A 21,548-nucleotide genomic window follows, 5' to 3' on the forward strand; every position below is an offset into this window, starting at 1 on the left:
TTCTCCTTCGATGGGCGTGGTCAGTCCCGGTTGACCGGCCACGACGTGATGTTCTGCCAGGGACCGCAGTCCTTGACATCCTCAGTGCCCTTGCACACCGTGAGCCGGCCGGTGGTGGTGGGCCGGTACGCCTGCCGCACATGGACGTCGACAGCGCCGGCGCCGCACACCTCGGCCTGCTTCCTGAGCGGACCAGGGGCGAAGTCGTTGACGAAGCGGGTCCACACGGAGTAGCAGCCCTCACCGGTGTTGGACAGCTTTCCGCTGATCACCAGGTCGCCGGGCTGCTCGATCCACCGTTCACCGGCAGCGCCGGCGCTCTCGTGTCCGGCCGACCACGCGACGGTCCCGGCCGGCTTGCCGCCGTCCTCGGCGGTGGCCGGGGTGGCGACGGCGAGCAGGGCGCCGACGGCGGCCGCCGCGGCGACCGGGGTGCGAGCACGCATCAGATCAACTCCTTCTTCCGTGGGGACAGGTCGGGCGCGGTCCGTATGCCGTGGTGGCGGCGAAGCGCGGACAGGGCGGCGAGATGGCCGCACATGCCGTGCACGGAAGGCCCGGGAGGCGTGGACGCCGAGCACAGGTACACGCCGGGCAGCGGGGTGGTGTACGGGTCCCGGCGCGCCGTCGGGCGCGCCAGCGACTGGCGCAGCGTCATGGCACCGGCGGCGATGTCCCCGCCGACGTAGTTGGGGTTGTACGTCGCGTACTGGGCGGCCGAGACGCCACGGGAGGCGATCACCGTGTCGGTGAAGCCCGGTGCGTACTCCTCGATGCGCCGGCGGATCAGGTCGACCGGGTCGCGGGTGTCGCCGTTGGGGACGTGGGCGTAGGCCCATACGGGCCGCCTTCCCCCAGCGGCCCGGGACGGGTCGGTGACGGCCGGGTCCACGACGAGGACGAACGGGTCCGGGACCGGCTTGCCGGCGGCCGTGGCGGTTTCCTGGCGGAAGATGTCCGCCCGGGTGCCGCCGAGGTGGACCGTGCCGGCCTGCCGCACGAGCGGGTCGACCCACGGTACGGGGCCGCACACGAGGAAGTCGGCCTTTGCCGCTCCGGGTCCGTAGCGAAAGCGGCGCAGGGCACGACGGTAGCCGGAGGGCAGCCGCTCACCGGCGATGGCCAGGAGTTCCCTGGGGCCCACGTCCAGCAGGACGAGCGGGAAGTCCCCGAGCTCGGCCAGGTCCCTGACGCGATGTCCGGTGTGGAAGACACCGCCGTGAGCTGCGATGTCGGCCGCCATGGCATCGGCGATGCGGGCGCTGCCGCCCTGGGGCAGGGGCCAGCCGCTGCTGTGCGCGGTGTGCGCGAGGAGCATCGCGACGGCCGCCGACGCGACCGAGGGGAGCTTGCCGACGGCGTGCGCGGCCACGCCCGCCAGCAGCGCCCTCGCCGGCTCGGTGGTGAACGGTGTGCGCCCGGTGGCGTGGGCCAGCACCCGCCGGACGAGCAGCAGGGGTGTCAGAAGGTCCGCCGGCAGGGTGCGCTGGTCGGACAGCAGGAGGTCGACCACGGACCGGGACCGGTCGGCCAGCGGCTGCATGAGCCGGGCCCAGCGCGGGCCGTCGGCGCCCAGGTGGTCCGCGGTGCGGGTGACGCTGCGCCAGGCGGCCGCCGCCCGCCCGTCGGGCAGGGGGTGGGCGTACGGCATGTCGGGCTGCAGCAGCCGCACTCCGCGAGCGGGCAGGTCGAACTGCCGGAAGAACGAGGAGGCGGCGGCCATCGGGTGGACGGCCGAGCAGATGTCGTGCACCACGTCCTGGTCGAAGAGCGGCTCGGTGCGCAGGCCGCCCCCGATGGTGTCGGCCGCCTCGAACAGGGACACGCTCAGGCCGGCCCGGGCGAGGGTCACGGCGGCGGCGAGCCCGTTGGGCCCGGTGCCTACGATCGCGGCGTTCGTCGTGAGGCTCATGTGGCGGCCCCGGCGGGGGCGAGCTGCCGGCCGGCGAGCCGCCGGTAGGTGCTGTCACCGTCCATCAGCTCGTCGTGCGTGCCCATGGCGCGCAGGCGCCCGTCCTCGATGACCAGGATGCGGTCGGCGCCGATGGTGGTGGACAGGCGGTGCGCGATGGTGAGGACCTGGCAGCGGCCGCCGATGGTGGTGATGGCGTCGCGCAAGGCAGTCTCCGAGTCGGAGTCGAGGTTCGAGGTGGCCTCGTCGAGGAGCAGCACATCGGGCCTGGTCAGCAGGGCTCGGGCGATGGCGAGGCGCTGCCGCTGCCCGCCGGACAGACCGGTGCCGCCTTCGCCGAGCTCGGTGTCCAGGCCGTCCGGCAGGGCCTCGACGACCTTGGTCAGATGGGCAGCCTCCAAGGCCTCCGCAATGTCGGCGTCGGTGGCGTCCGGGCGGGCGTACGTGAGGTTCTCCCGCACCGTGCCGCGCATCAGGGGGGAGTCCTGCTCGACGAGGCCGATCCGGGCGCGCAGCTCGCCGAGCGGCATCGTCGCGGTGTCGGCTCCGGCCAGGCGGATCGTGCCCCGGTCGGGGGTGAAGAAGCGCTCGACGAGCTGGAACAGGGTGGTCTTGCCGGCGCCGGACGGGCCGACGATCGCGGTCACGCCGGTGGCGGGCAGGGAGAACGACACGTCGCTCACGGCCGGGGCCGCGGTGTCGCCGTAGCTGAAGGTGACGGTCTCGAACTCGACCGCCGGTGCCCCCTCGACGGTGCCGGGGCCCATCGCGGCACCGGTCTCCTCCTGCTCCACGGCGGCCAGTTCCCGCACCCTGTCGATGGCGGCACGGCCCTGCTGGAACTCCCCGAGCGCCATGAACAGCATCACCAGCGGAGACACCAGGTAGAAGAGGTACATGATGAACGCCGTCAGCTGCTCGACAGGGAGGGCTCCGGTGGCGGTGCGCGCCATGCCCCACGCGATCACCACCGCCAGTGACACCTGCGTGCCGACGTTCATGGCGGGCATCAGCATGGCCGACAGCCGGGTGACGCGCAGCCCACTGTCCCGTGCGGCGTCGGCGAGAGTGCGCAGGCGCTCCTCCTCGCGCTGCTCCGCCCGGGACGCCTTCACCGTGGTCAACGCTCCCAGCACCCGCAGCAGTCCGGAGCCGTAGTCGCTGGTGTCCGTCCGGTTTTCCACCGCCGCCCTGCGGACCGCGCGGGCCAGCCCGAGGGCTGTCGCCGAGGCGGCACCGAGGCAGCCGGCCGTGGCCAGCAGCATCTGCCAGTCGATCCACGCCATGACGGCGATGCAGCCGACGGCCGTGAACCCCGAAGTGATCATCTGGGCCACGGACGAGGACAGCGCGATCCTGGCGATCGAGGTGTCGGCGACGGTCCGGGTGAACACATCGCCGTGCTCCAGCTTGTTGAACGCCCGTACCTGGGCGTGCAGGAGACGGCCGGTGAGCGTCGTGCGCATGTCGAGAACGATGTTCTCCCCGGCGCGGCCGATCAGATAGAAGTGTGTCGCGGCCAGAGCCGCGTCGGCGGCGAACAGGGCGGCGATGAACACGATCGGCCACAGCACGGGCCGGTCCGTCGCGACAGCCTTGATCAGATCGCCGATCAGCAGTGGCTGTACGAGGGTGGCGCCGGTGCCCACGAGGCCGAGAAGGGTGCCGGCGGCGAGCAGCAGGCGGTGTCGGCGGACGATCACGGATGTGTTCACCGGCTGCCCTTGCCGAAGACGGCCGCGATGACGGCGGCGATGGTCGCGGCGAACACGAAGCCCTTGATCCACGAGTCCCGGGTGATCACGCCGTCGTCGCGGAACATGACCAGCATGCTCGGTACGGCGAAGGCGAACGCGATGGCGAACCACGTCAGACGGTTTGCTGTCAGCACTGCCGGCTCCTCCCTTCTGGTGCCTACTTGGTGGCGCGCGCCGTGTACCAGTCGTACGGCTGCGGGCTCTCGGCCGCGTACACGTGCTCGACGGTGAATCCGGCCCGGTCCAGGCAGCCTTCGACCTCGTCGCGCTCGATGAGGAGGACGTGTTCGCTGAATTCCACCGGCGGTTTGCCGGCTTCGTCGATGCGGGTGCCCATGGTGAGGACGTCCCTGTCGTCGAGGGTGATGGTGAAGGTGGTGGTGCCACCGTGGTGCGGCGTGGGCATCGTCACCGTGTGCTGCGCCACGAGGGGCCGGTAGGTGCCGGTGGCGTAGTACTCCATGGACAGGGTCGCGCCCGGCGCCAGTACGTCGCGCACGTGGGAGAGGGCGGCCGTCAGCTGTTCGCGGTCGGTCACGCACGCCAGCGATCCCATGGTGGAGTAGGCCGCGTCGAACGGGCCGGTGACCGGCAGCGGCGCTCGGAAGTCGGCCTGCACCAGCGTTGCGTTCCCGGGGACGGTCTTGGCGCGGAACTCGTCCAGCATGGGCCGGGAGTTGTCCAGGCCGACCACCTCGGCGGCGATGGCGGCGACGGGGACGGCGACCCGGCCGGTCCCGACGCCGATCTCCAGGACCCGGGCACCGGTCACATACGGGCGCAGCCGGTCGACGGCGGCCTCGGCGGGCAGGGCGGGTGCGATCAGCGAGTCGTACACGGACGCGACCGCGGTCCCGTACTGCACGTCCCGCCCGCCCTGCGCGGGCTGCGTCACGGGTTCACCTCTTCGTAGTCGAAGACCATGTCGTACTTGGGGTCCTCGCTGTGGTCGTAGCCGGAGTAGCGCACCAGCAGCACCTGGAACAGCGGGAATCCGGGCTCAGGGGTGAGGCGCCGGCGGACGAATTCGTTGACGAGCAGGTACGCGGACTCCTTGGCCTCCTTGTGCAGTGGGGTCATCGCACCCGGGTTGTTCAGCAGGGTGGAGGCCACGTCGAAGATGGCCTTCTCGGCGCGGCGGCCGGGGAACCAGAAGGCGTGGATCAGCTTGCGTGGCGCGATGGAGTACACCTCCCGCCACTCGGTGTGCTCCGTCTTGTCCTCATTGGCGAGCCGGTAGAGGAAGTGCTGATCCTCCACGGCCGGGTTGGGCGCGAAGAAACGCCAGTTGGGGATGAGGATCCCGGTGCCCGTCTTGTCGCCGCTTCGGACCTTGTCGTAGCTGCGGTCGGGATGCTGGCCCAGGACGGACGCCACGAACCAGCCCGCGAGGATCGCCGGTACCGCCCGCTCCATCACCGTGGACGTTCTGCTCACGCCGTGGCCCCCTGCTCCTGCCGGTCTTCTCCGGCGTACTGCGCCGCGGCCGCCGCCACGGCGTCCTCGATCGCCCTGGTGGTGAGCGGGGCATGCTCGACACCGCCCGTGATGGACAGATGGCTGGAGCCGGGGATGGTCACGATCCGGCCCCCGTTGCCCGACGCGACGTACTCGTCGTACAGGTCCTGGTGTTCGGGGGTGTCCCGCATCGTCGAATCGGCTGCCACCACGGAGACGGGGATCCGCAGCCGGTCAAGGGGGCGCCCGCCGTCGAGCATGAAGGCGTACGAGTAGTCCCACTCCCGTCGCCCGGCGCGCCATGTGGAGGGGGCGGAGCCCTCCAGGCGCAGCGTCCGCAGGTGCGGGCTTCCCTCCGCGAAGGAGAACAGGCCCTTCTTGTCGATGAGCAGACCGGTCCCGAACACCGACGACCACGGTCCGAGCTTCATCGTCAGGTTCACGCCACGGGAGCCCTCGCGCTGTCTGCGGGAGTGCAGCAACTCGCGGGGATGGGTGGGGTCGACGAGTACGAGTCCGTGGACCCGGTCGGGGGCGGCGGCAGCCGCGCGGTGGGCGAGGTAGCCGCCGAGGGAGTGCCCCGTCAGCACGCACGGGCCGTCGGTGGGGACGGCGTCGGCGATGACTTCCACCAGGTCGTTCACGGACTCCCCGAGCGAATAGTCCTCCGGGCAGCGCCGCAGCGACGTGCGGTATCCGGCCCGGTCGTGGAGGACCACCGAGATCGCCGGGTCGAGGTGGTCGGCGACCAGCAGCCAAGCCGCTGACGAGTTCATCAGACCGGCGTCGCACACCAGCGTCGGACCGCCCGCCGCGCCACGCCGGACGTGGTACGTGATGAGGTTGCCGCTGTCGCAGCGCAGGCGGTGCCGCTCGAAGCCCGCGTGGCCGGACCGGGTGGCGAGGGTGGCGTAACCCTGGTGGGCGAGCCCGGCGGCCAGGCACGCGGCCATGCCCGCGGTGGTGAGTTTCGGGAACGTCATCCGGCTCATGCCGCCTCCCCCGTGCCCTTCGCGAGTGCCCTGACGGACGGATAGGTGGACGCGAACGCCCACGCGAAGCGGGACAGGCCCATGAAGCGGGCGTTGGCCACATGGAAGGTGCCCATGACCAGGAGTCCGGCGTCGATGTACTTGCCCTTCTTGAGGAGCAGCAGCGGGAAACCGCACTCCAGGGCGAGCACGGTGTGGCAGACCGCGCGGGACACGGCCGGGTACTTCTCCAACTGGTTGTAGAACCACTCGTCGCCGTACGTCTGGGTGCGCATGATCTTCGCGAGGGCGTCGCCGGACCGCCAGGCGTCTCCGGGAAGTTTGGCCCAGCCGGACGCCCCGTAGGACAGGACGGTCTGGGCGCCGATGAACTGCACGGCGGCGTTGCGGGTGGCGTCGGTGCCGCCGGCCCGGCCGAGGGCGGCGGCGGTCTGCACCAGGAAGGACACCTGATCGGAACCGTCGGTGCCGAACAAGTGCCGTGGGTAGATGAGAAGCTGACTGCCCGCCAGATAGGCGTTGGCGACCATCCGCACCTTGTTGTTCTTCACCGGTGAGATGAGCACGGCGGCCGCCAGGGCACGGGACGTGTGAAGAACCTGGGTGACCGGTTCGCGGGCGATGAAGTCCTTCACGGCCTGCATCGTCCTGGTCTTGGCGGGAACTTGGGCCCTGGTGTGGGTCCAGTCGTTCAGGCCGCCCGGTTCCCGGTCGGTCCGGCGCACGATGTACTCGAGGCTGGACAGCAGATGAGTGGCGGCGGACAGCCGCTCGGCGGTGGTGAGCGGCTTCGCGCACGCCGACTCAGCGGCTCTGCGGAGACGTGACAGCATGATCTGTTCCTGGTCGCATGTCGGTTGAGGTGGCGAGGGGGCGTGAGGTGCCGTGGGCGGCGAAAGGCCGAGGCGGGAAACCCCGAACTGCTGGAGGCTTCCCGCCGGCGACCGCTACTTCTGGCAGGCCTTGACCGCAGCGCCGACGCCCGCGGCGGCGGTGATGACGGCGGAGACCTTGCCGCCGGCCACAACGCCGGCCACGAACGCGGCGGGGGTCGCCATCACGGGAGCGATCGAGCCGTCGGCCGCGTGGCCGGCGCCTGCGTTGACCTTCTCAACGAGCACGGACATGGTGCATCCTCCAATAATCTGATACACGGGACAGGCTCCGGTTCTGGCAGACACTTGCACTGTCTGCCAGAACCGGACTCCCCGGAACCGGGGACCCCCGGACTCAGCCGGTGGCCGTCTTGTACGCCGCGTAGGCAGCGCCGGTAACAGCACCGGCACCCACGACGGCACCGGCGGCCTTGGCGATCACGGGGGTCGCGAAGATGGCCGGAGTGGCCATGACGGGAGCCGTGCCGCGAGCGGGCGCGCCCGCCGTGAGCGCCCCCTTGAGGGACGCGTCGGCGTTCACCTTGTGCGTCAGCATGTGTTTTCCTCCTCTCCTTTGAATGTCGGGGCAGGGAACATCCCACCACCGCGCGGATGCCCGGCGTCGGGAATTCTGATGTAGAGAAATCGCCACTTGTTCGTCGAGAAATGCGATGTTCTCGACCGAGGCAAGGTCGGCTCGAAATGAATATCCGGGACGATGCTCGCCGTGAAAAGGGAAACCATGGGGCGCGCGTCAGGCGGGGCTTTGGGCCGATGACGAATTTACTTCGACTTTACCGTGGCTCGTGCCGACTGTGAAGAATCGGTGTGCGTGCGCGGGTGTGGCCACAGCGGCCAATGGCCGACGCCGAGGGGCGCTACTTGACCTTGGTGGCCATGTATGCGGCGGCCGCGGCGCCTGCGCTCACGCCGACCTTGACGGCCGCGGGCGTGAAGATGGCCGGAGTGGCCATGATGGGCGCGATGCGCGCCTCGGGGCCGCGCTCGGCAACGAAATCCTCGAGCGAGACGTCCTGATTCACCTTGTTCAGAAACATGAGCTTCCCCGTTGTTTGCGATCACGTGGACTGCGCGGACGGCCAGGAGGGGCCTGCCTGGAGGGCGGGCGACGCAACGTCGGGTGTCCGCGGCACCAGGCGGAGGGTGGTCATTCCCTGCGCCGGTGAACGTGCCGTCAGTATATGAACGACTGGATCCACTTGATCAAGTAATTACCTATGTGATCGGCGTCACAGTGTGATTACTTTCGCGGAATTTGAGGTTCCGATTGCGCTGGGCCACTTTCACGGAATCTACAATTCCGTGCCTCGCCTCGCGCTGTTCGCGCATGAAAGGATCGAACCGCCCCTACCTATTGATTCGAGGAAGGATGCATGACTCCAGAGGAAAGCAGTCATATTCATGCCGAGGGCGTATGGCGCCGATACGGGCGGGGGAAGAACGCGTTCGACGCCGTACGCGGAGTCAGCTTCACCGTCCGGCCCGGGCAGCTGTTCGCTCTCCTCGGAACCAACGGCGCCGGCAAGACCTCCACCGTCGAACTCCTCGAGGGCCTCGCCGCCCCGCACCGCGGACGCATCCGTCTGTTCGGAGGACTCGACCCGGTCGCCGACCGCGGCCGTATCCGGCCCCGCACCGGGGTGATGCTGCAGGAGGGCGGCTTCATATCCCATCTGACGGTGGCGGAAAGCGTGGAGATGTGGACCCGGCTCACCTCCCGGTCCCGCCCCGTCGCCGAGGCCGTCGAACTCGCCGGGCTGCCCCACCGCGCCGACGTGATGGTGCAGAACCTCTCGGGCGGCGAGAGGCGCCGTCTCGACCTGGCCGTCGCCACTCTGTCGCGGCCCGACGTGCTGTTCCTCGACGAGCCGACGGCCGGCATGGACGCCGAGGGCCGCCACGCGACCTGGCGGCTCGTCAGGAGCCTCCAGGAACAGGGCACGACGATCCTGCTGACCACGCACTACCTGGAAGAGGCCGAGTCCCTCGCGGACGAGTTGGCGATCATGCACAGGGGACGGATCGCCGTCTCCGGCACCGTCTCGGAGATCGTCGCCGGCCACTCGTCGACGTTGTCGTTCGGTCTGCCTGACAAGTGGACCGTCCACGATCTGCCTGTCAGCGGCAGGGTGGAGCAGCGGGGCGGACGGGTGACCGTCACGACCGGGCAGTTGCAGCAGGACGCCGGCCGGCTCCTCGCCTGGGCCGAGCGCCATGACGTGACGCTGGACCGGTTCACCGCGCGGCCGGCCTCCCTCGAAGAGGCCTTCATCAGCATCGCGAGCCAGGAAGGGACTGCGGAGTGAACGGTCTGGCCATGCGGCACATGAAGGCCTTGTTCCGTATCGAGTGGAAGTTGTTCAACCGGATCAAGGCGAACTACATCTTCGTGCTGTTCGTGCCGTTGATGCTCCTGGTGTCGATGCGGTTCGTGCAGGACCAGATGGAGCTCGACAAGCACGGCCTGAACCCGGGCCCGCTGATGGTGTCGACCGCCGTCGGCATTCTGTTGATCTTCTCCCTGTACTCGTCCGTCACCGGACTGTACGTGGCGCGCAGAGAGGAGCTCGTGCTCAAGCGGCTGCGTACGGGAGAGGTGTCCGACCCGGTGATCCTCGCCGGCGGCGCGTCGATGTACATCGCGATCGCCGTGGTGCAGATCGTGTCGGTCGCGGTCGTGCTGTCGGTGATGTTCGGTGTGGCACCCCGGCAACCGCTGGCCGCGGTCGCCGGGTTGCTCACGGGAGTGGTGCTGATGACGGCAATGGCGGCCGCGACGGCCGCACTGTGCCGCACCGTCGAGTCCGTGTTGGTCGCCACGCTCCCGGCCATCTTCGTCCTGCCGATGATCTCCGGGATCTACATCCCCCGCGAGGTGTTGCCCGAGGCACTCGGCGACGCGTTGTTGTTCGCGCCGCTGTCCCCGACGGTCGATCTGGTGCGCTCCGGGTGGACCGGCGAGCTGACAGCGGCCGGCGCGTCGATCAGAGGACTGCTGGCGATCGCGTGGACGGCTCTCTTCGCGTGGCTCGCGGCCCGCAGATTCCGCTGGGAGCCCCGCACCTGACGCCGGCGGTCGTCACGAAGCGGCACTGCAACCGGACAGGGCGGCGGCCTCGACTGCGTCGCCCGCCGTACCCCGCCCCGGCGGCTGAATCGTTGATCCATGCGGCCATGGACGGGAGGTAACGCTCCAGGGCTGGGGCACGCGGGACCGGAGGTGGGTTCGCGGCCGGTCCGGTGGACGGTCGTACGACCTGGACGTGCGTGTCGTTCGGCGAACGGGTTGCGAACCGTGCACGGCAGCTGATGTCGGACGGCCGGCAACGGGGTCGGGAGCCGCGGCCCTGCGCGCCATCGGCTCCGTCGACGACGGGGGCGGTTGTCGGCCTACTCCAGGACGGCGAGGTGGTCGGCGGCGCCCCCGCGCCACTCGATCAGGAAGAGGGTCGCGTCGTCACTGGTGCTCCCGCCCCGTTCCTCCTTCAGCGTGTGGGAGAGCGAGCGCACCACTGCCCGCACTCCCTCCTCTGCGTGCTCGATGCGGTTGACCCAGTGGATGAGTTGTTCCACGCCGAACTGCTCCTCGCCGGCTTCGTGCTCCTCGATCAGGCCGTCCGTGAAGCACAGCACCCGGTCGCCGCGTTGGAGTGTCTGCTCGCTGACCTGGGGCTCTTCACCTCCGAATCCGACGGGAAAAGTGGTCGGGCTCTCCAGCCGCCGGATGACCCGGTGTTTGCGGATCATCAGCGGTGCGGGGTGCCCCGCGTTGACCCACTGCAGGTGGCCCGTTGTGATGTTCAGACGCATCATCTGCGCGGTGACGAAGTGTTCGGGCCCGAACTGGTCGGCGATGGCCCGATCCATGAACGTGTAGATCTCGGCCAGGTCGATACCGGCACGTCTGGAATGCCGGTAAGCGCCGATGGCGACGGTGGCCATCGTGGCGGCGTTCAGGCCGTGGCCCATCGCATCAATCACGGCCACGTGCAGGATGTCGTCGTTGAGCGCGTAGTCGAAGCTGTCGCCGGCGACGTGGTAGGCGGGCTCCAGGATTCCGGCCACCGCGACCTGCGGCACGGACATCGCCAGCGGCGGAAGCAGAGACCATTGGATCTCCGCGGCCACGCTCATGGGTTCACGGCGCCGGGTGAGGAAGAACTGGTCGGTGTAGCTGTGCTTGGTGACCAGCATGTCGGCGATCAGTCCGGCGAGCCTGCGCAGCAGGCGCCGGTCGTCGTCATCGACGGTCTCCATGGTGACGGCCAGCACTCCCACCTGGTCGCTGCCGTCCAGCAACGGCAGATACATCCGGATGCCGTCGGCCTGCGGTACCTCGACAGGGATCGCACGCAGGAAGGCGGTGCCGGCGTGGGAGTCACCGATCGGCTCGGGCTCGCTGACGGCCAGCCGCCTACCCGGCAGCGGCACCAGCAGCAGCTGTGCATAGTCCTGCAGGAGGATCGAGATGTCCCGGCCACCGACCCGGGCCACCTCTTCCGCGATCAGCGGGGCGATCAGCTGCGGCGGCATCTCGTGTGCCCGGTCCAGCAGCACCCCCAGCAGCCGCTCACCGAACCCCTCCGACCGGTCCACCGAGTCCTTGCCAGGCTGCCGATCACCCTCCGCCATAACCGTGCCCTTTCACCTCGCCGGCCTGGTTTCGTTTCACCTGTCGAGTCAGCGGTCTCCAACGAGTGGGTCACAGGGCGCAGTGGTGCTTGGCTTCGATGCATCGCTCGGCCGCCATACGCGCGAGGATCGGCTTGTTCCCTGCCGTCGCGCCGACCGTGCGCAACGACCCCGGCGTATACACACCGGGGTCGCCCTTCCGGGCGGTTGCACGTGAGAGTGCACCGACCCGTTCACCATGCTATGCCTGTGCCGCTTATCCGGCATGAGGAACTTTTTGTGCATTGCGGTCCTTGATCGGAAAGGCTCAGCGCCGCGTCAGCGGGGTTCCTCCTCTTCGGCCTCCATGAACCGGATTCCCTGATGCGTCAGCGTGACCATCGCAGGTGTATTTCCCCGTGCCCAGTCGACCGTGATGAGCCCCTCGCCCGCCAGATACGTGCAGGCCGCGGCCAGATCCTGCTCGGGCATGTGGAGGTCGTCGCGCAGTTTCGCCCCGGCGACGCCAAGGAGGCGATTGCCTTCCGTGGCCTCGTACAGGGTCCTCATGATCGCTTCGCGGTAGTTCTTCCGCTCGTGGAGTGTTGCCATGATTGCCGTCCACTCGGGCCGGGCACCGGCCGAGGGCCCTTGCCTCAGACTTCGTCCGTCTGTGTGCGGTCCTGATCGGAGGACCGACTGGCTGCCAGCCAGGGCCGCGCCAGCCGTGGTGTGTGCGTGGTGTCCACAGTCAGGTGGAGGCGGGTTCCGCCTTCGCTGCCGGCGGGGTAGCTGCGCTGTTCGGTGGCGGCGAAGCAATGACGAAGTACCTCTGCGACCCGACGGGCGGTCTCGGGGGACGCCGCGACGATACGCACCTCTGCGCGCCCGTCCGCAGGTGGTTCCGGTGGCTTCATGGTGGCCTCGTTCATCAGGTCGACGTGCCGGTGGGCGGGCGCTGCAGCGCCACACCCATCGCCCCGGTCAGGAGAAGGTCATGCGTCATCCGCGGCCCCCTCTCGGTCTTCCCTGTGAGCAGAGGCGACGGGGCGAGCGGGGACGACGGGCGATCCGGCGTGCTCTGCCCGCTGTCGGCTCTTCCGGCCCCGCCGACCGATTCCAGGCAAGGCATCGCCGTAGTGGAATGCCGCGATCCGCTCGTGGTGCTGGCCGTTGAGCAGATGGATCAACAGCACTCCTATGGTGATCATCGCGAAGATCACGGACAGGGTGATGGCGGTCTCCATGTCCTCACCTCCCTCGGACCGAGCTCATGGGCCCGGTCGGATTGGGCTGCTCGCCCGCCGCTGAAGCGTGCCCGCCGTCGGTCTCCCACTCCACTTCCCGGGCCAGGGCGTCCCTGGCATCACGGGCGATGTCCTCGCTCGCCATCAGACCGCTGGCGGCGGCGAGCCCGCCCGCGGCGGCCGCGGCGGCCATCAGCCGGCCGGCGGCAGCCTCACCGGTCTCCGGCGGGATCACCAGCAGATCCCAGCGGCCTGCGGTGTAGGAAAGAAGGATCAGCTTGTGCGGGTCCTGCTCGTCGGTGAACCAGCCCACGTGCACCGTGTGCCCGGCCACGGCCACCTTGCGCGGGATCACGGGCCAGTGGGTCGGGTTCACCGTCACACGCGTGATCCGGCCCCAGCACGCGTCCAGCACCTCGACAAGGGAGGGGAGTTCACGGGAAAGATCGCGGGAGCGAGGCCACCAGGCACCGTCCAGCAGACCTGGAACCGACCCCGCCGGGGTCAGTGACAGGCGTGCCGGTGGCGAGGCCACGCGCCCACTGATGGTCATACGGTCGATGATCGCGGTCATGGCGCGGACCTGTCCCCGGGCGCATCGTCACAGTCCCGGTGTTGCTGCTCGCCGAGAACGACACCCGCGTGGGAGCCGGTGTGCGAAGTACTCCCGGTGTCTCCAATGTACTCCGGGCACGATCCGGTGAACCCGCGTGTGACCAGCGACTTCCATGGGAACCCACTTTTGGATCCGCGGCCCGCAGCCCTCAGGCGAACGCGGACGTCGGCTGACGGAGTACGGTGAAATCGGCAGCCCCCGGACGCCATCCCAGGCGATCAACGAAGGCATACCGACCCCCGCAGACGGGTGAGCACACCATGTCCGACGCCGACACCCCGCGTGAAACGAAGCTCTTGCCGGACTCGATCCACGAGGCCGTGAAACCTGGAACAGCACTTCTGCGGCTGGAGACGACACATGTCCGGGAGGGAATCCTCGACGGCGCATGGTGGCCGCGTTCCCGCGACATCGGCGCCGAATTGCCCAGCCTGATCTCCGCGCTGACCGAGCATCTCGGACCTGTCACCCGCGTCGGCCTCGACTCCAGTGCCTGGGAAGAACTACCGACACGACTGATCATCGACGACCGCGTCGTGCACATCGACTCCTTCCCGGTCGGTGACGACACCGTCCTCATCACCCGAGGCGATCGGGACCACTTCTCACTGCTGGTGATACCGCCTCACGCGACACCCGACGCGGCACGCGCGGCGATGGCCCGGGCCGTCGTCGCCGACAGTGCCACGGCCGAGCAGATCCTCATCGACACCGGCACCGGCCGGACACACCCGGTCGCCACGGAGGATCCCCGGACAGGCAAGGAACGCAGCGATATGAGGTGATGCAGATGGTTGTCTTTCTCCTGCTGATCATCGTGGCGATCGTGCTGGGCCTCATCGGAGCGGTGGTCGAGGGGCTGTTCTACCTGCTCATCATCGGCGTGATGGTGCTCGTTGCCGACCTGGTCCTCCTCCGTATACGCGTGGGCCGCCGGCAGGCACCGAAACGCCGCCTCCGGTAACCGGTGGCTGATGCTCCACGACAGGGCGGCGAAAGATCCCGCATCTGGACCGCCTGCGGTGCCCAGGTCATGGACCAGGTCATGAATGGAGGGCTGGTGCCGGGCTCGCATGGTGGCCGAGGGGGAGCTGAGCGGTCCGCTTCCCCGTCGTCGAGCGGGTGACGGTGACTCGAACCCGCGCTCCGAGCCTCGGAATAACAAGGTCGTCACGGATCGTCCGCGGCCGCTGGTCTGCGCATAGGCTCCACACAGCTTGCGGCTGTCACTGCGCTTGAGTTGTCGGCGAACCAATCCCCACGGCCTCACCACCCGTGACGTGAGGTGTCGTTAGAGGTAACGTGCGCCGTACACTTTTCAGCCTGCTGGCCGATATGCAACCAGGGACTGTGATGCAGGAACGTTTGATGTTGCCCGCTCATGCCCACCAGGAGACGGTGTCCGCCTACCCCCAGGCGTGGCATGTCCCTGACACCATGGGTGGGCGCGGCAAGGCAGTTGAGCGCCACATGGTGCTTCTCGCGGTGTTGCCTGCCGTGCTGGTCACGATCACCGGAGCCGCAGCCGCTGCTCTCCTGTTCACCGCAGGCGTGGGCCACGTCGACAAGAGCGCCTTCTGGGGTCTGTTCAATGGCACGCTGCTGCTGGTCTGCATGATCCTCGCGGGCGCAGCGTTCATCGCCGCCGGTCAGGCGCGCGCCGTGGCACGCCGCCATATCGAGTTGAGCTCTTTCGCCGCACGCAGCCAGGCCGAACTGGCTGAACTGCGACGTCAGATGGAGCGCGGCCAACAGCTGACAGAAAATGAGCGGCATCAGCCGGGGCGGTTGCCCGAGCGGACGGGTGAGGCGCTGGATCGGCTGGGGCAAGGGACCGCATCCGCCCAGCGCGTCGCCGAGGCGAATGCGGTGGTGCCCGGGGCACGGAAGCGTGGCGACGAGCACTTCGAGGTCTTCGCCAATCTGGCCCGAAGGCTGGAGTCTCTCGTGCACCGCGAGATCGGTCTGCTGGACGACCTGGAGAACGAGGTCGAGAATCCTGACCTGCTCAAGGGCTTGTTCCATGTGGACCACCTGGCCACCCGTATCCGGCGATACGCCGAGAACCTGGCCGTGCTCGGCGGCGACGTCTCCTATCGCCAGTGGACCCGACCGGTCAGCATGGCCGATGTGATGCGTTCCGCGGCGGCCGAGATCGAGCAGTACTCGCGGGTCAAGATGGTGCCTCCGGTGGACGGGACGGTGAGCGGGCACGCGGTCGTCGACGTGGTCCACCTGCTGGCGGAGCTGGTGGAGAACGCCACCGTGTTCTCCCGCCCCCAGACCCAGGTGCTGCTGCGGGCCGAGCACGTCACCGCCGGGCTGGCGATCGAGGTCGAGGACCGCGGTCTGGGCATGACCTCCACCGAGCGGGACGAGATGAACGCCCTGCTCGCCTCCCCTGAGGGGATCGCCTTGGGCGAGCTGCTCAAGGACGGTCGCATCGGCCTGTATGTGGTCTCCGTGCTGGCCCGGCGGCACGGCATCGTCGTACGACTCCAGAGCAACGTCTACGGCGGTACACAGGCGGTGGTGGTGCTGCCGCACGAGCTGCTGGGGCGGGGCCCGGACGTGGTGGAATCACAGCAGCAACAGTCGGACCGCACCCCCGCCTCCCTTCATGGACACGCCGGCGACCCGACGGAGCAGGCACCTGCGCCGGACACGTCCGCCGCTCGGGGCCCGGCACCCGAACCGGCGGCCGAACCACTACTCGCCCCCGTCGCGGCCCCCGCGCAGGGAGATGCTCCCCCCGTGCTGCCCCAGCGGCGCCGTCAGGAACACCTCGCCCCGGAATTGCGGCAGTCCCCCCGCGCTTCCGCGGCGCCCAAGGAAGAAGATCACGATCCCGGCCTGATGGCCGCGTTCCAGAGCGGCGTCCGCCTGGCTGAGGACTCCGAGGAAACCGACACCTCCCCGTCCCTCGGCGGGGAGATTCGACCGGACCGGGCCCCCTAGCAGTTTCACGTCCTTGAGGAGAAGTGGGCAATTGTGGTGAGCGAAGATCTTTCTTGGCTGTTGAGCGGCCTCGTGCAGCGTGTACCGCATACGCGGAGCGCACTGCTGTTGTCATCGGACGGCCTGGTGATGGCCTCGGACGGAATGGACAAGGACGCGGCGGATCATCTGGCGGCCCTCGCCAGCGGGCTCCACTCTCTGGCGCGCAGTGCCGGCAGGCGATTCGATGACGGCGATGATGTGCGGCAGATCGTGACCGAACTCAGCAGCTCAATGCTTTTTGTCTCCGCGGCCGGGCAGGGCGCCCTGTTGGCAGTGCTGGCCGGGCGCGAGGCGGATGTGCCCGTGCTGGGCTACGAGATGACCAAGATGGTGAAGAGCGTCCGCAGCCACCTGGGGGCAGCTCCCCGTCAGCCGGCGGGGCAGTGACAGATGCCGGACGACCCGGACGATCCGCATCGGCCGTTGCTCGATGATGCCCTGGGGCGGCTGGTTCGGCCGTACACCGTCAGTGACGGACGCACCAGACCCACCTGCCAATTCGACTTGATGACCATGGTGGTGGCCACGGGTACCGTGCCGCGGACCAACCTCGGATTGGATCACGGACATGTGCTTGACCTGTGTCGGACGCCGGTCACGGTGGCTGAGATCGCGGGGCACACGCGCATGCCGGCAACGGTGATCAAGGTGCTGCTGTCCGACTTGCTGGAGCGGGGGGCGGTCGTCACACGGCGCTTCGACACGGAAAAGCGGGGGTCATACTCTCCCCCCGATCTAGATCTATTGGAGGCGTTGCGGGATGGGCTCCTCAAACGACTCTGAGGCTCCCGGCGCCGACTCCCTTCCGACGGGAATCAAGGTTTTGGTCGCCGGGGGTTTCGGAGTGGGCAAGACCACCTTCGTGGCAGCAGTGAGCGAGATCGAGCCGCTGAGCACGGAAGAACTGCTGACCGAGGTCAGTGCTGCCACGGACAGGTTGGAGGGGGTGGAGAACAAGGCCACCACCACGGTCGCGATGGACTTCGGCCGGATCACCATCAGCCCCCACCACGTGCTCTATCTGTTCGGCACGCCCGGTCAGGAGCGCTTTTGGTTCATGTGGGACGAGATGTCCGCCGGTGCGCTCGGTGCGGTGGTGCTCGCCGACACCCGTCGGCTGGACCACAGTTTCGCGGCTGTCGACTTCTTCGAAGCACGTGGCATCAAGTTCGTCGTCGCGGTCAATGAGTTCGACGGGGCGCACCGCTATGAGCCGGAAAAGGTGCGGGCGGCGCTGGACCTCAAGCCTGAGGTCCCGGTGGTCCTGTGTGATGCCCGCCTGTCCAGCTCGGGTATTCGGGTTCTACTTTCCCTCGTGCAGCATCTGATCACTTCAAGGAGTTCGCATGTCTGAGATGGTGTACAAGTCTCCCTTCGGAGGGGGGGACATAGCGATCGCCGTACGTCATCTGCTTCTCCCTCCGGAAGACCCTGAGGCAGAGGCCCGGACGCGCCGACTTCGGGAACTGGGGATCGAGGACAAGCCCGTTCCGGAGTTCGATGACTTCGCGCGTGAACTCGCGCAGCGCACCGGGGGGTGCTACGCGGGGGTCAACTTCCTTGTCGACGAGAGCCGTCAGTACTTCGCGGGCCTGTACAGCGCCGCCGCCGACACGACCGTGAACCTGGAGTCCCCCCTTCTCGACGATCCCGTGCCCGGCCGGGTGATGCCTCGTGACTTCGACATCGGTTTCTGCCCGCACGTCGTCAGGCGGCGCAAGGCTCTGGTGCTGGAGGATGTCCGCGACTATCCACGCTTTGCTGGGAACCACGTGGTCGACGCCATCGGGATCCACTCCTATCTGGGCGCTCCGCTGATCGACAACACGGGCATGGTGCTGGGCACGATCTGCGTGGTGGACCAGGATCCGCATCCCTGGGGTCAACAGGGGCTGGAGACCATCAAGACGATGGCGGCCGACCTGGTGGAGCGTATCGAGCGGCGGGCGCACGGCTCGTGAGCCTTGCACCGGATCCGCACCCGAAGGACGGCCGCGAGACCGCGCCGAGAGTCGGGGCCGATGAGGTGCCAAAGGGCGTTCTCCGGTCCGAGGCGTTTCCGGGGGCACCCTTGGGCTTCGCCCCGGAATGACCGTGGTTCACCGCTGCTTCCGGTGCTCATCCAGTGCGTCTGCTGGTAGACATCCGCCATGACGTACTACGCAGATCTGACGCCGTATACATACGACAGAGACAACTGGGATCCGACGGCATCGGGCGTCTGGCGGGGCGTCACACTGCTCAACGTCGGCTGGCTCGACCGCGGCGAGGGGTATGCGGAAGGTGCGCCACCGCCAGGTCTGGTCGAGACGCTGAAGGGTATGGCCCGCACCCACAGAGCACAGCAGACCCGCGGCTTCCACCTCTGTCCATGGTGCACTTCGATCGTCCCTGCAAGGCGCCTCCACGGCCCTCGGGGAAGCGCCGAGATACGAGTCATGGGCGACGGCGTCGCCTATGCCGCTCCTGAACTCATCGCCCACTACGTCGAGGCCCATGACTACCAGCCGCCGGCCGACTTCACCGAGGCGGTCCTGTCGTCGGACGTAGCCCTCTGAGCTCGGAAATCATGGGCAGTGCCGAGCACTTTCGGGCTTGAACAGGCGAAACGGCCTGTGGGGGCCCTGCGTTGCATCCTCGGCTTGCACCGCGGTCGACCGCGGTTGCCCTCCATCCGGTGCCATTCTCGTGCGCCGGTCGTACGGAAACCTCTCACCTGCTGCGATGGTCCGCAGGTATGCGTGCTTGTCTGCCGCTGTGCGTCGGCGTTGTCACGCAGTTTGACACTCACCCCTGTCGCCAGGCGAGGGGCCGTATGCCTCATCGGGGGCTCGCTCAGGACTTGCTCCGGCTCTGGGCTCCCGCCTCGGCCATTGTTTCGGCTTCGGCCTCGGCCAATGCGATGGTGATGCCGAGTGCCTCGGTGATATGAGTTGCGGCCGACATGACGCGTGCCGTGCCAACAACGGGGGCGATGGCAACGAGAACGTCTTGCAGTTGCTCGGCCGTCAGGTTGGCCTTGATGGCAGGGTCGACATGCGCGAGGTAGGAGATCGCCGGTGCGTCCATGGCCGCGAGCGCGGCAAGGCGGGTGAGAATAAGCGTGTTCTCGTCTAGGCCGCAGCGCTCGACCGAGTCGACTGTCATGGCGGCGAGCGTGTCGAGAACGGGGGTGTCTGACCTTGTGACCATGTCCGGTCCGCCTTCCAGGTGCTGTGCGGGGCCGACACGCGCCACCCGATGAAGCCGGAACCCCCGCGCATCGACCTTGACTTTTCCACGGTAGGAGCCGCGAGGACCGAGCGCATGTCGGGCTGAGCAGGTGAATCGGGGGATGAGCGGGAGTCCGTAGCGAATAGGTCGGCGGAATTTCAATGGCCCAGTCAAGCGCCGACGCCCCTGAGTCCTGGAGCACCAGTTTGGAAGACCCGTACATGGAGTGGGGCTGACCTGGCGCGACGCTGGCGTGCGCCTTCCCGGCTGGCTCCCCGCTTCTCCCCGTAAATCGCTGCTCGATCGGGCACGTAGGGGGCACGGGGTAACTGAGATCGCGTGATCCCTGCCATGCTTTCGATGTGTACATATGCATGCTGTCTGCGCAAGGGCAGGCCTCTGCGCTCCCCCTCACGGCGTTTGTGGCCGGTGGTGCTGGTCTTCACGGTGGCCACGTTCTGGTGGCTCAACGCTGGTCAGGACCGTCTGAGGTCCTTCGCACCGCAATCCCTTGCGGCTGCCGCTCCGCAGCACCTCACTGTGCTGCGGTTGCCGATTGTGTTCTACAAAACAGGCGCCAAGCCGATCATCGTGCAGGACCTTCAGATCCGCTTCCTGGGCGAGTTGGACCCGGCCTTGCCATGGTCGTGGCGCAACTCGTGGCCGCAACTCAGGCCCATGGAGGACGACAAGGCGAGCATGCCCGCCGTCTTCGCTGTGGCCGGCCGGAGTACAGAGCAACTGTTCATCGAGTTTGGCCCTCGTACCCCCGGCTTCGTGCCGGAGATGCGGGACTACAGGGTCCGCCTCGAAGCACGGCTCGGGCACAGGGGAGGTTGGCGTCCGGTGCTCACCTTCACCCCCGTGCCGCCCACATGACCAGTCCCAATCAGTACATCACCTACAGCAATCGCTCACCGGCCTGACAGACCAGGCATGCCGTGGCCTCGGCGGAACGAAGGGGAGGAAGTCATGGAGGCTCCGCGTCAAGAGCGAGTTGCATACACCGTCGACGTACAGCGGCGAGGGTCGGAGGGTTGGTATTCCCAGAGGATCAGCCCGAACTGGGTCCACGCGGTCACGCCTGCCGATGCTGCTGTTCAGGCCTTTGACCGGTACGTGAAGAAGTACGGGGAGACCATCGCTTCCCTGGTCGCTCCTGGGTCGCACGAACTGCAGGTTCTCGTACATCTCCAGCGCGAACCCGCCGTCTTCCCGCTGCATGGCGTCTTGGAGCACAAGGTTCGTCGAGACTTCGGACGCCGGAGGGAGGCGGAGGCGCGTCTGGAACGGGCGACGGATGCGCTGCGGGCGTCGGTGCGGGAAGCCGCCATGGCAGGAGTGCGCCAGGCACATCTGGCCCGCATCTCCGGCTGGAGCAGAGAGACGCTGCGGAAACTGACTCGTCGTTCGTGACGCGGGGTAGGCCAACCCATTTGGCCAATCACGTTGGCAGAAATCTTACGATCAGTTAAGAATCAGTCGCCGTATGCTGTCACCTAGGAGCGAAAAGTCCTAGGTGACCAAATTGTCGGAGTCTCTGTACGTGATTCCCTCTCTCCGCTCTGTAATCAGGTCCATAGCGTGGATGACAGAGCGAAGGCAGACATCGATTCTTGTGATGTCAGGACAGGCCCTGCATCCCTTCGACGTCAGCAGGGCCTGTCACCGAGATACCCCTGAGAGAGGCCCCGGATGCTCCAGAACATCATGCTGTCCCTGATTCCGCCAGTAGAGGAGCACCCGTTGGAGGCGGGCCTCTGCGTCCTCGTGATCGTCATCCTGGTCCATGTCCGCGGGCGCCGACTCGGTGGCTGCAACGGATGAGCGGTGCGGTGGGGCGCCT

30 protein-coding genes are annotated in these 21,548 nt (G+C 68.0%); 13 read left to right on the forward strand and 17 right to left on the reverse strand.

Annotation, left to right across the window (positions count from 1 at the left end; translation table 11 throughout):
* Positions 1-20: 20 nt before the first annotated feature.
* From IE198_RS25625 to IE198_RS25675, 11 genes are all read right to left on the reverse strand, one after another.
* On the reverse strand, positions 21-446 hold the full coding sequence (locus IE198_RS25625; protein WP_189890571.1) for a hypothetical protein: 426 nt from the start codon (positions 444-446) through the stop codon (positions 21-23).
* Positions 446-1,912, reverse strand: a complete 1,467-nt coding sequence (locus IE198_RS25630) for a phytoene desaturase family protein (RefSeq protein WP_189890573.1) — start codon at positions 1,910-1,912, stop codon at positions 446-448. Before IE198_RS25630 ends, IE198_RS25625 begins: the two co-directional genes overlap by 1 nt.
* Positions 1,909-3,627, reverse strand: coding sequence for an ABC transporter ATP-binding protein (locus tag IE198_RS25635; protein ID WP_189890575.1), 1,719 nt, complete (start codon positions 3,625-3,627; stop codon positions 1,909-1,911). The genes IE198_RS25630 and IE198_RS25635 overlap by 4 nt, the downstream gene beginning before the upstream one ends.
* Positions 3,624-3,803, reverse strand: a complete 180-nt coding sequence (locus IE198_RS25640; protein ID WP_189890577.1) for a hypothetical protein — start codon at positions 3,801-3,803, stop codon at positions 3,624-3,626. The genes IE198_RS25635 and IE198_RS25640 overlap by 4 nt, the downstream gene beginning before the upstream one ends.
* 23 nt (positions 3,804-3,826) lie before the next feature.
* Positions 3,827-4,564, reverse strand: coding sequence for a class I SAM-dependent methyltransferase (locus tag IE198_RS25645; protein ID WP_189890579.1), 738 nt, complete (start codon positions 4,562-4,564; stop codon positions 3,827-3,829).
* On the reverse strand, positions 4,561-5,106 hold the full coding sequence (locus IE198_RS25650) for a hypothetical protein (protein ID WP_100108205.1): 546 nt from the start codon (positions 5,104-5,106) through the stop codon (positions 4,561-4,563). The genes IE198_RS25645 and IE198_RS25650 overlap by 4 nt, the downstream gene beginning before the upstream one ends.
* Positions 5,103-6,119, reverse strand: coding sequence for an alpha/beta hydrolase (locus IE198_RS25655; protein ID WP_189890581.1), 1,017 nt, complete (start codon positions 6,117-6,119; stop codon positions 5,103-5,105). The genes IE198_RS25650 and IE198_RS25655 overlap by 4 nt, the downstream gene beginning before the upstream one ends.
* A complete protein-coding gene (locus IE198_RS25660) occupies positions 6,116-6,952 on the reverse strand; it encodes an HTTM domain-containing protein (RefSeq protein WP_189890583.1) in 837 nt (278 codons plus the stop codon). Before IE198_RS25660 ends, IE198_RS25655 begins: the two co-directional genes overlap by 4 nt.
* Before the next feature lie 114 nt (positions 6,953-7,066).
* Positions 7,067-7,246, reverse strand: coding sequence for a hypothetical protein (locus IE198_RS25665; protein ID WP_100108208.1), 180 nt, complete (start codon positions 7,244-7,246; stop codon positions 7,067-7,069).
* 103 nt (positions 7,247-7,349) lie between these two features.
* On the reverse strand, positions 7,350-7,550 hold the full coding sequence (locus IE198_RS25670) for a hypothetical protein (protein WP_189890585.1): 201 nt from the start codon (positions 7,548-7,550) through the stop codon (positions 7,350-7,352).
* A gap of 322 nt (positions 7,551-7,872) precedes the next feature.
* Positions 7,873-8,052 carry a hypothetical protein gene (locus IE198_RS25675; protein ID WP_100108210.1) on the reverse strand — a complete coding sequence of 60 codons (180 nt, stop codon included), beginning with the start codon at positions 8,050-8,052 and terminating at the stop codon, positions 7,873-7,875.
* Positions 8,053-8,388: 336 nt separating this feature from the next.
* Here IE198_RS25675 and IE198_RS25680 point away from each other — a divergent pair, with 336 nt between their 5' ends.
* Both IE198_RS25680 and IE198_RS25685 read left to right on the forward strand, forming a co-directional pair.
* Complete coding sequence (locus IE198_RS25680; RefSeq protein WP_189890587.1) at positions 8,389-9,321, forward strand: ABC transporter ATP-binding protein; 933 nt, start codon at positions 8,389-8,391, stop codon at positions 9,319-9,321.
* A gap of 11 nt (positions 9,322-9,332) precedes the next feature.
* The gene (locus IE198_RS25685; RefSeq protein ID WP_189890588.1) at positions 9,333-10,082 is read left to right on the forward strand and encodes an ABC transporter permease; all 750 of its coding nucleotides are present in this window, start codon (positions 9,333-9,335) and stop codon (positions 10,080-10,082) included.
* A gap of 323 nt (positions 10,083-10,405) precedes the next feature.
* Here the strand turns inward: IE198_RS25685 and IE198_RS25690 are convergent, their stop codons facing one another.
* The 5 genes from IE198_RS25690 to IE198_RS25705 all read right to left on the reverse strand — a co-directional run bounded on the left by IE198_RS25690 (position 10,406) and on the right by IE198_RS25705 (position 13,447).
* Positions 10,406-11,647: a PP2C family protein-serine/threonine phosphatase gene (locus IE198_RS25690; protein ID WP_189890590.1), complete on the reverse strand. Its 1,242-nt coding sequence runs from the start codon at positions 11,645-11,647 to the stop codon at positions 10,406-10,408.
* Between the two features lie 318 nt (positions 11,648-11,965).
* Positions 11,966-12,238, reverse strand: coding sequence for a hypothetical protein (locus tag IE198_RS25695; RefSeq protein WP_189890593.1), 273 nt, complete (start codon positions 12,236-12,238; stop codon positions 11,966-11,968).
* A 44-nt stretch (positions 12,239-12,282) separates the two neighbouring features.
* Positions 12,283-12,543, reverse strand: a complete 261-nt coding sequence (locus tag IE198_RS35545) for a hypothetical protein (protein ID WP_229834331.1) — start codon at positions 12,541-12,543, stop codon at positions 12,283-12,285.
* A gap of 78 nt (positions 12,544-12,621) precedes the next feature.
* A complete protein-coding gene (locus tag IE198_RS25700; RefSeq protein ID WP_189890662.1) occupies positions 12,622-12,873 on the reverse strand; it encodes a hypothetical protein in 252 nt (83 codons plus the stop codon).
* Between the two features lie 4 nt (positions 12,874-12,877).
* Positions 12,878-13,447 (reverse strand): DUF5994 family protein, encoded by a 570-nt coding sequence (locus IE198_RS25705; protein ID WP_189890595.1) that lies wholly within the window; start codon positions 13,445-13,447, stop codon positions 12,878-12,880.
* Between the two features lie 302 nt (positions 13,448-13,749).
* Between IE198_RS25705 and IE198_RS25710 the strand changes: the two genes are divergently transcribed.
* From IE198_RS25710 to IE198_RS25745, 8 genes are all read left to right on the forward strand, one after another.
* A complete protein-coding gene (locus IE198_RS25710; RefSeq protein ID WP_189890597.1) occupies positions 13,750-14,274 on the forward strand; it encodes a DUF5994 family protein in 525 nt (174 codons plus the stop codon).
* Between the two features lie 5 nt (positions 14,275-14,279).
* Positions 14,280-14,453 (forward strand): hypothetical protein, encoded by a 174-nt coding sequence (locus IE198_RS25715; RefSeq protein ID WP_189890599.1) that lies wholly within the window; start codon positions 14,280-14,282, stop codon positions 14,451-14,453.
* A gap of 404 nt (positions 14,454-14,857) precedes the next feature.
* The gene (locus IE198_RS25720; protein ID WP_229834320.1) at positions 14,858-16,447 is read left to right on the forward strand and encodes a sensor histidine kinase; all 1,590 of its coding nucleotides are present in this window, start codon (positions 14,858-14,860) and stop codon (positions 16,445-16,447) included.
* A 33-nt stretch (positions 16,448-16,480) separates the two neighbouring features.
* The gene (locus IE198_RS25725) at positions 16,481-16,876 is read left to right on the forward strand and encodes a roadblock/LC7 domain-containing protein (RefSeq protein WP_189890600.1); all 396 of its coding nucleotides are present in this window, start codon (positions 16,481-16,483) and stop codon (positions 16,874-16,876) included.
* 3 nt (positions 16,877-16,879) lie between these two features.
* Positions 16,880-17,272 (forward strand): DUF742 domain-containing protein, encoded by a 393-nt coding sequence (locus IE198_RS25730; protein ID WP_189890603.1) that lies wholly within the window; start codon positions 16,880-16,882, stop codon positions 17,270-17,272.
* Positions 17,250-17,843 (forward strand): GTP-binding protein, encoded by a 594-nt coding sequence (locus IE198_RS25735; protein WP_189890605.1) that lies wholly within the window; start codon positions 17,250-17,252, stop codon positions 17,841-17,843. Before IE198_RS25730 ends, IE198_RS25735 begins: the two co-directional genes overlap by 23 nt.
* On the forward strand, positions 17,836-18,450 hold the full coding sequence (locus IE198_RS25740) for a GAF domain-containing protein (RefSeq protein WP_229834322.1): 615 nt from the start codon (positions 17,836-17,838) through the stop codon (positions 18,448-18,450). Before IE198_RS25735 ends, IE198_RS25740 begins: the two co-directional genes overlap by 8 nt.
* A gap of 189 nt (positions 18,451-18,639) precedes the next feature.
* Entirely contained in the window at positions 18,640-19,047 is a 408-nt protein-coding gene (locus tag IE198_RS25745) for a DUF7919 family protein (RefSeq protein WP_189890607.1), read from the forward strand.
* Positions 19,048-19,324: 277 nt separating this feature from the next.
* Here the strand turns inward: IE198_RS25745 and IE198_RS25750 are convergent, their stop codons facing one another.
* Complete coding sequence (locus tag IE198_RS25750; protein ID WP_189890609.1) at positions 19,325-19,681, reverse strand: carboxymuconolactone decarboxylase family protein; 357 nt, start codon at positions 19,679-19,681, stop codon at positions 19,325-19,327.
* Positions 19,682-20,131: 450 nt separating this feature from the next.
* Between IE198_RS25750 and IE198_RS25755 the strand changes: the two genes are divergently transcribed.
* The 3 genes from IE198_RS25755 to IE198_RS36175 all read left to right on the forward strand — a co-directional run bounded on the left by IE198_RS25755 (position 20,132) and on the right by IE198_RS36175 (position 21,529).
* Positions 20,132-20,581 (forward strand): hypothetical protein, encoded by a 450-nt coding sequence (locus IE198_RS25755; protein ID WP_189890611.1) that lies wholly within the window; start codon positions 20,132-20,134, stop codon positions 20,579-20,581.
* Positions 20,582-20,674: 93 nt separating this feature from the next.
* Positions 20,675-21,118, forward strand: coding sequence for a hypothetical protein (locus IE198_RS25760; RefSeq protein WP_189890613.1), 444 nt, complete (start codon positions 20,675-20,677; stop codon positions 21,116-21,118).
* Positions 21,119-21,397: 279 nt separating this feature from the next.
* Positions 21,398-21,529 carry a hypothetical protein gene (locus IE198_RS36175; RefSeq protein WP_268246499.1) on the forward strand — a complete coding sequence of 44 codons (132 nt, stop codon included), beginning with the start codon at positions 21,398-21,400 and terminating at the stop codon, positions 21,527-21,529.
* Positions 21,530-21,548 lie beyond the last annotated feature (19 nt).

This window comes from Streptomyces xantholiticus (assembly GCF_014651015.1).
GTDB lineage: Bacteria > Actinomycetota > Actinomycetes > Streptomycetales > Streptomycetaceae > Streptomyces > Streptomyces xantholiticus.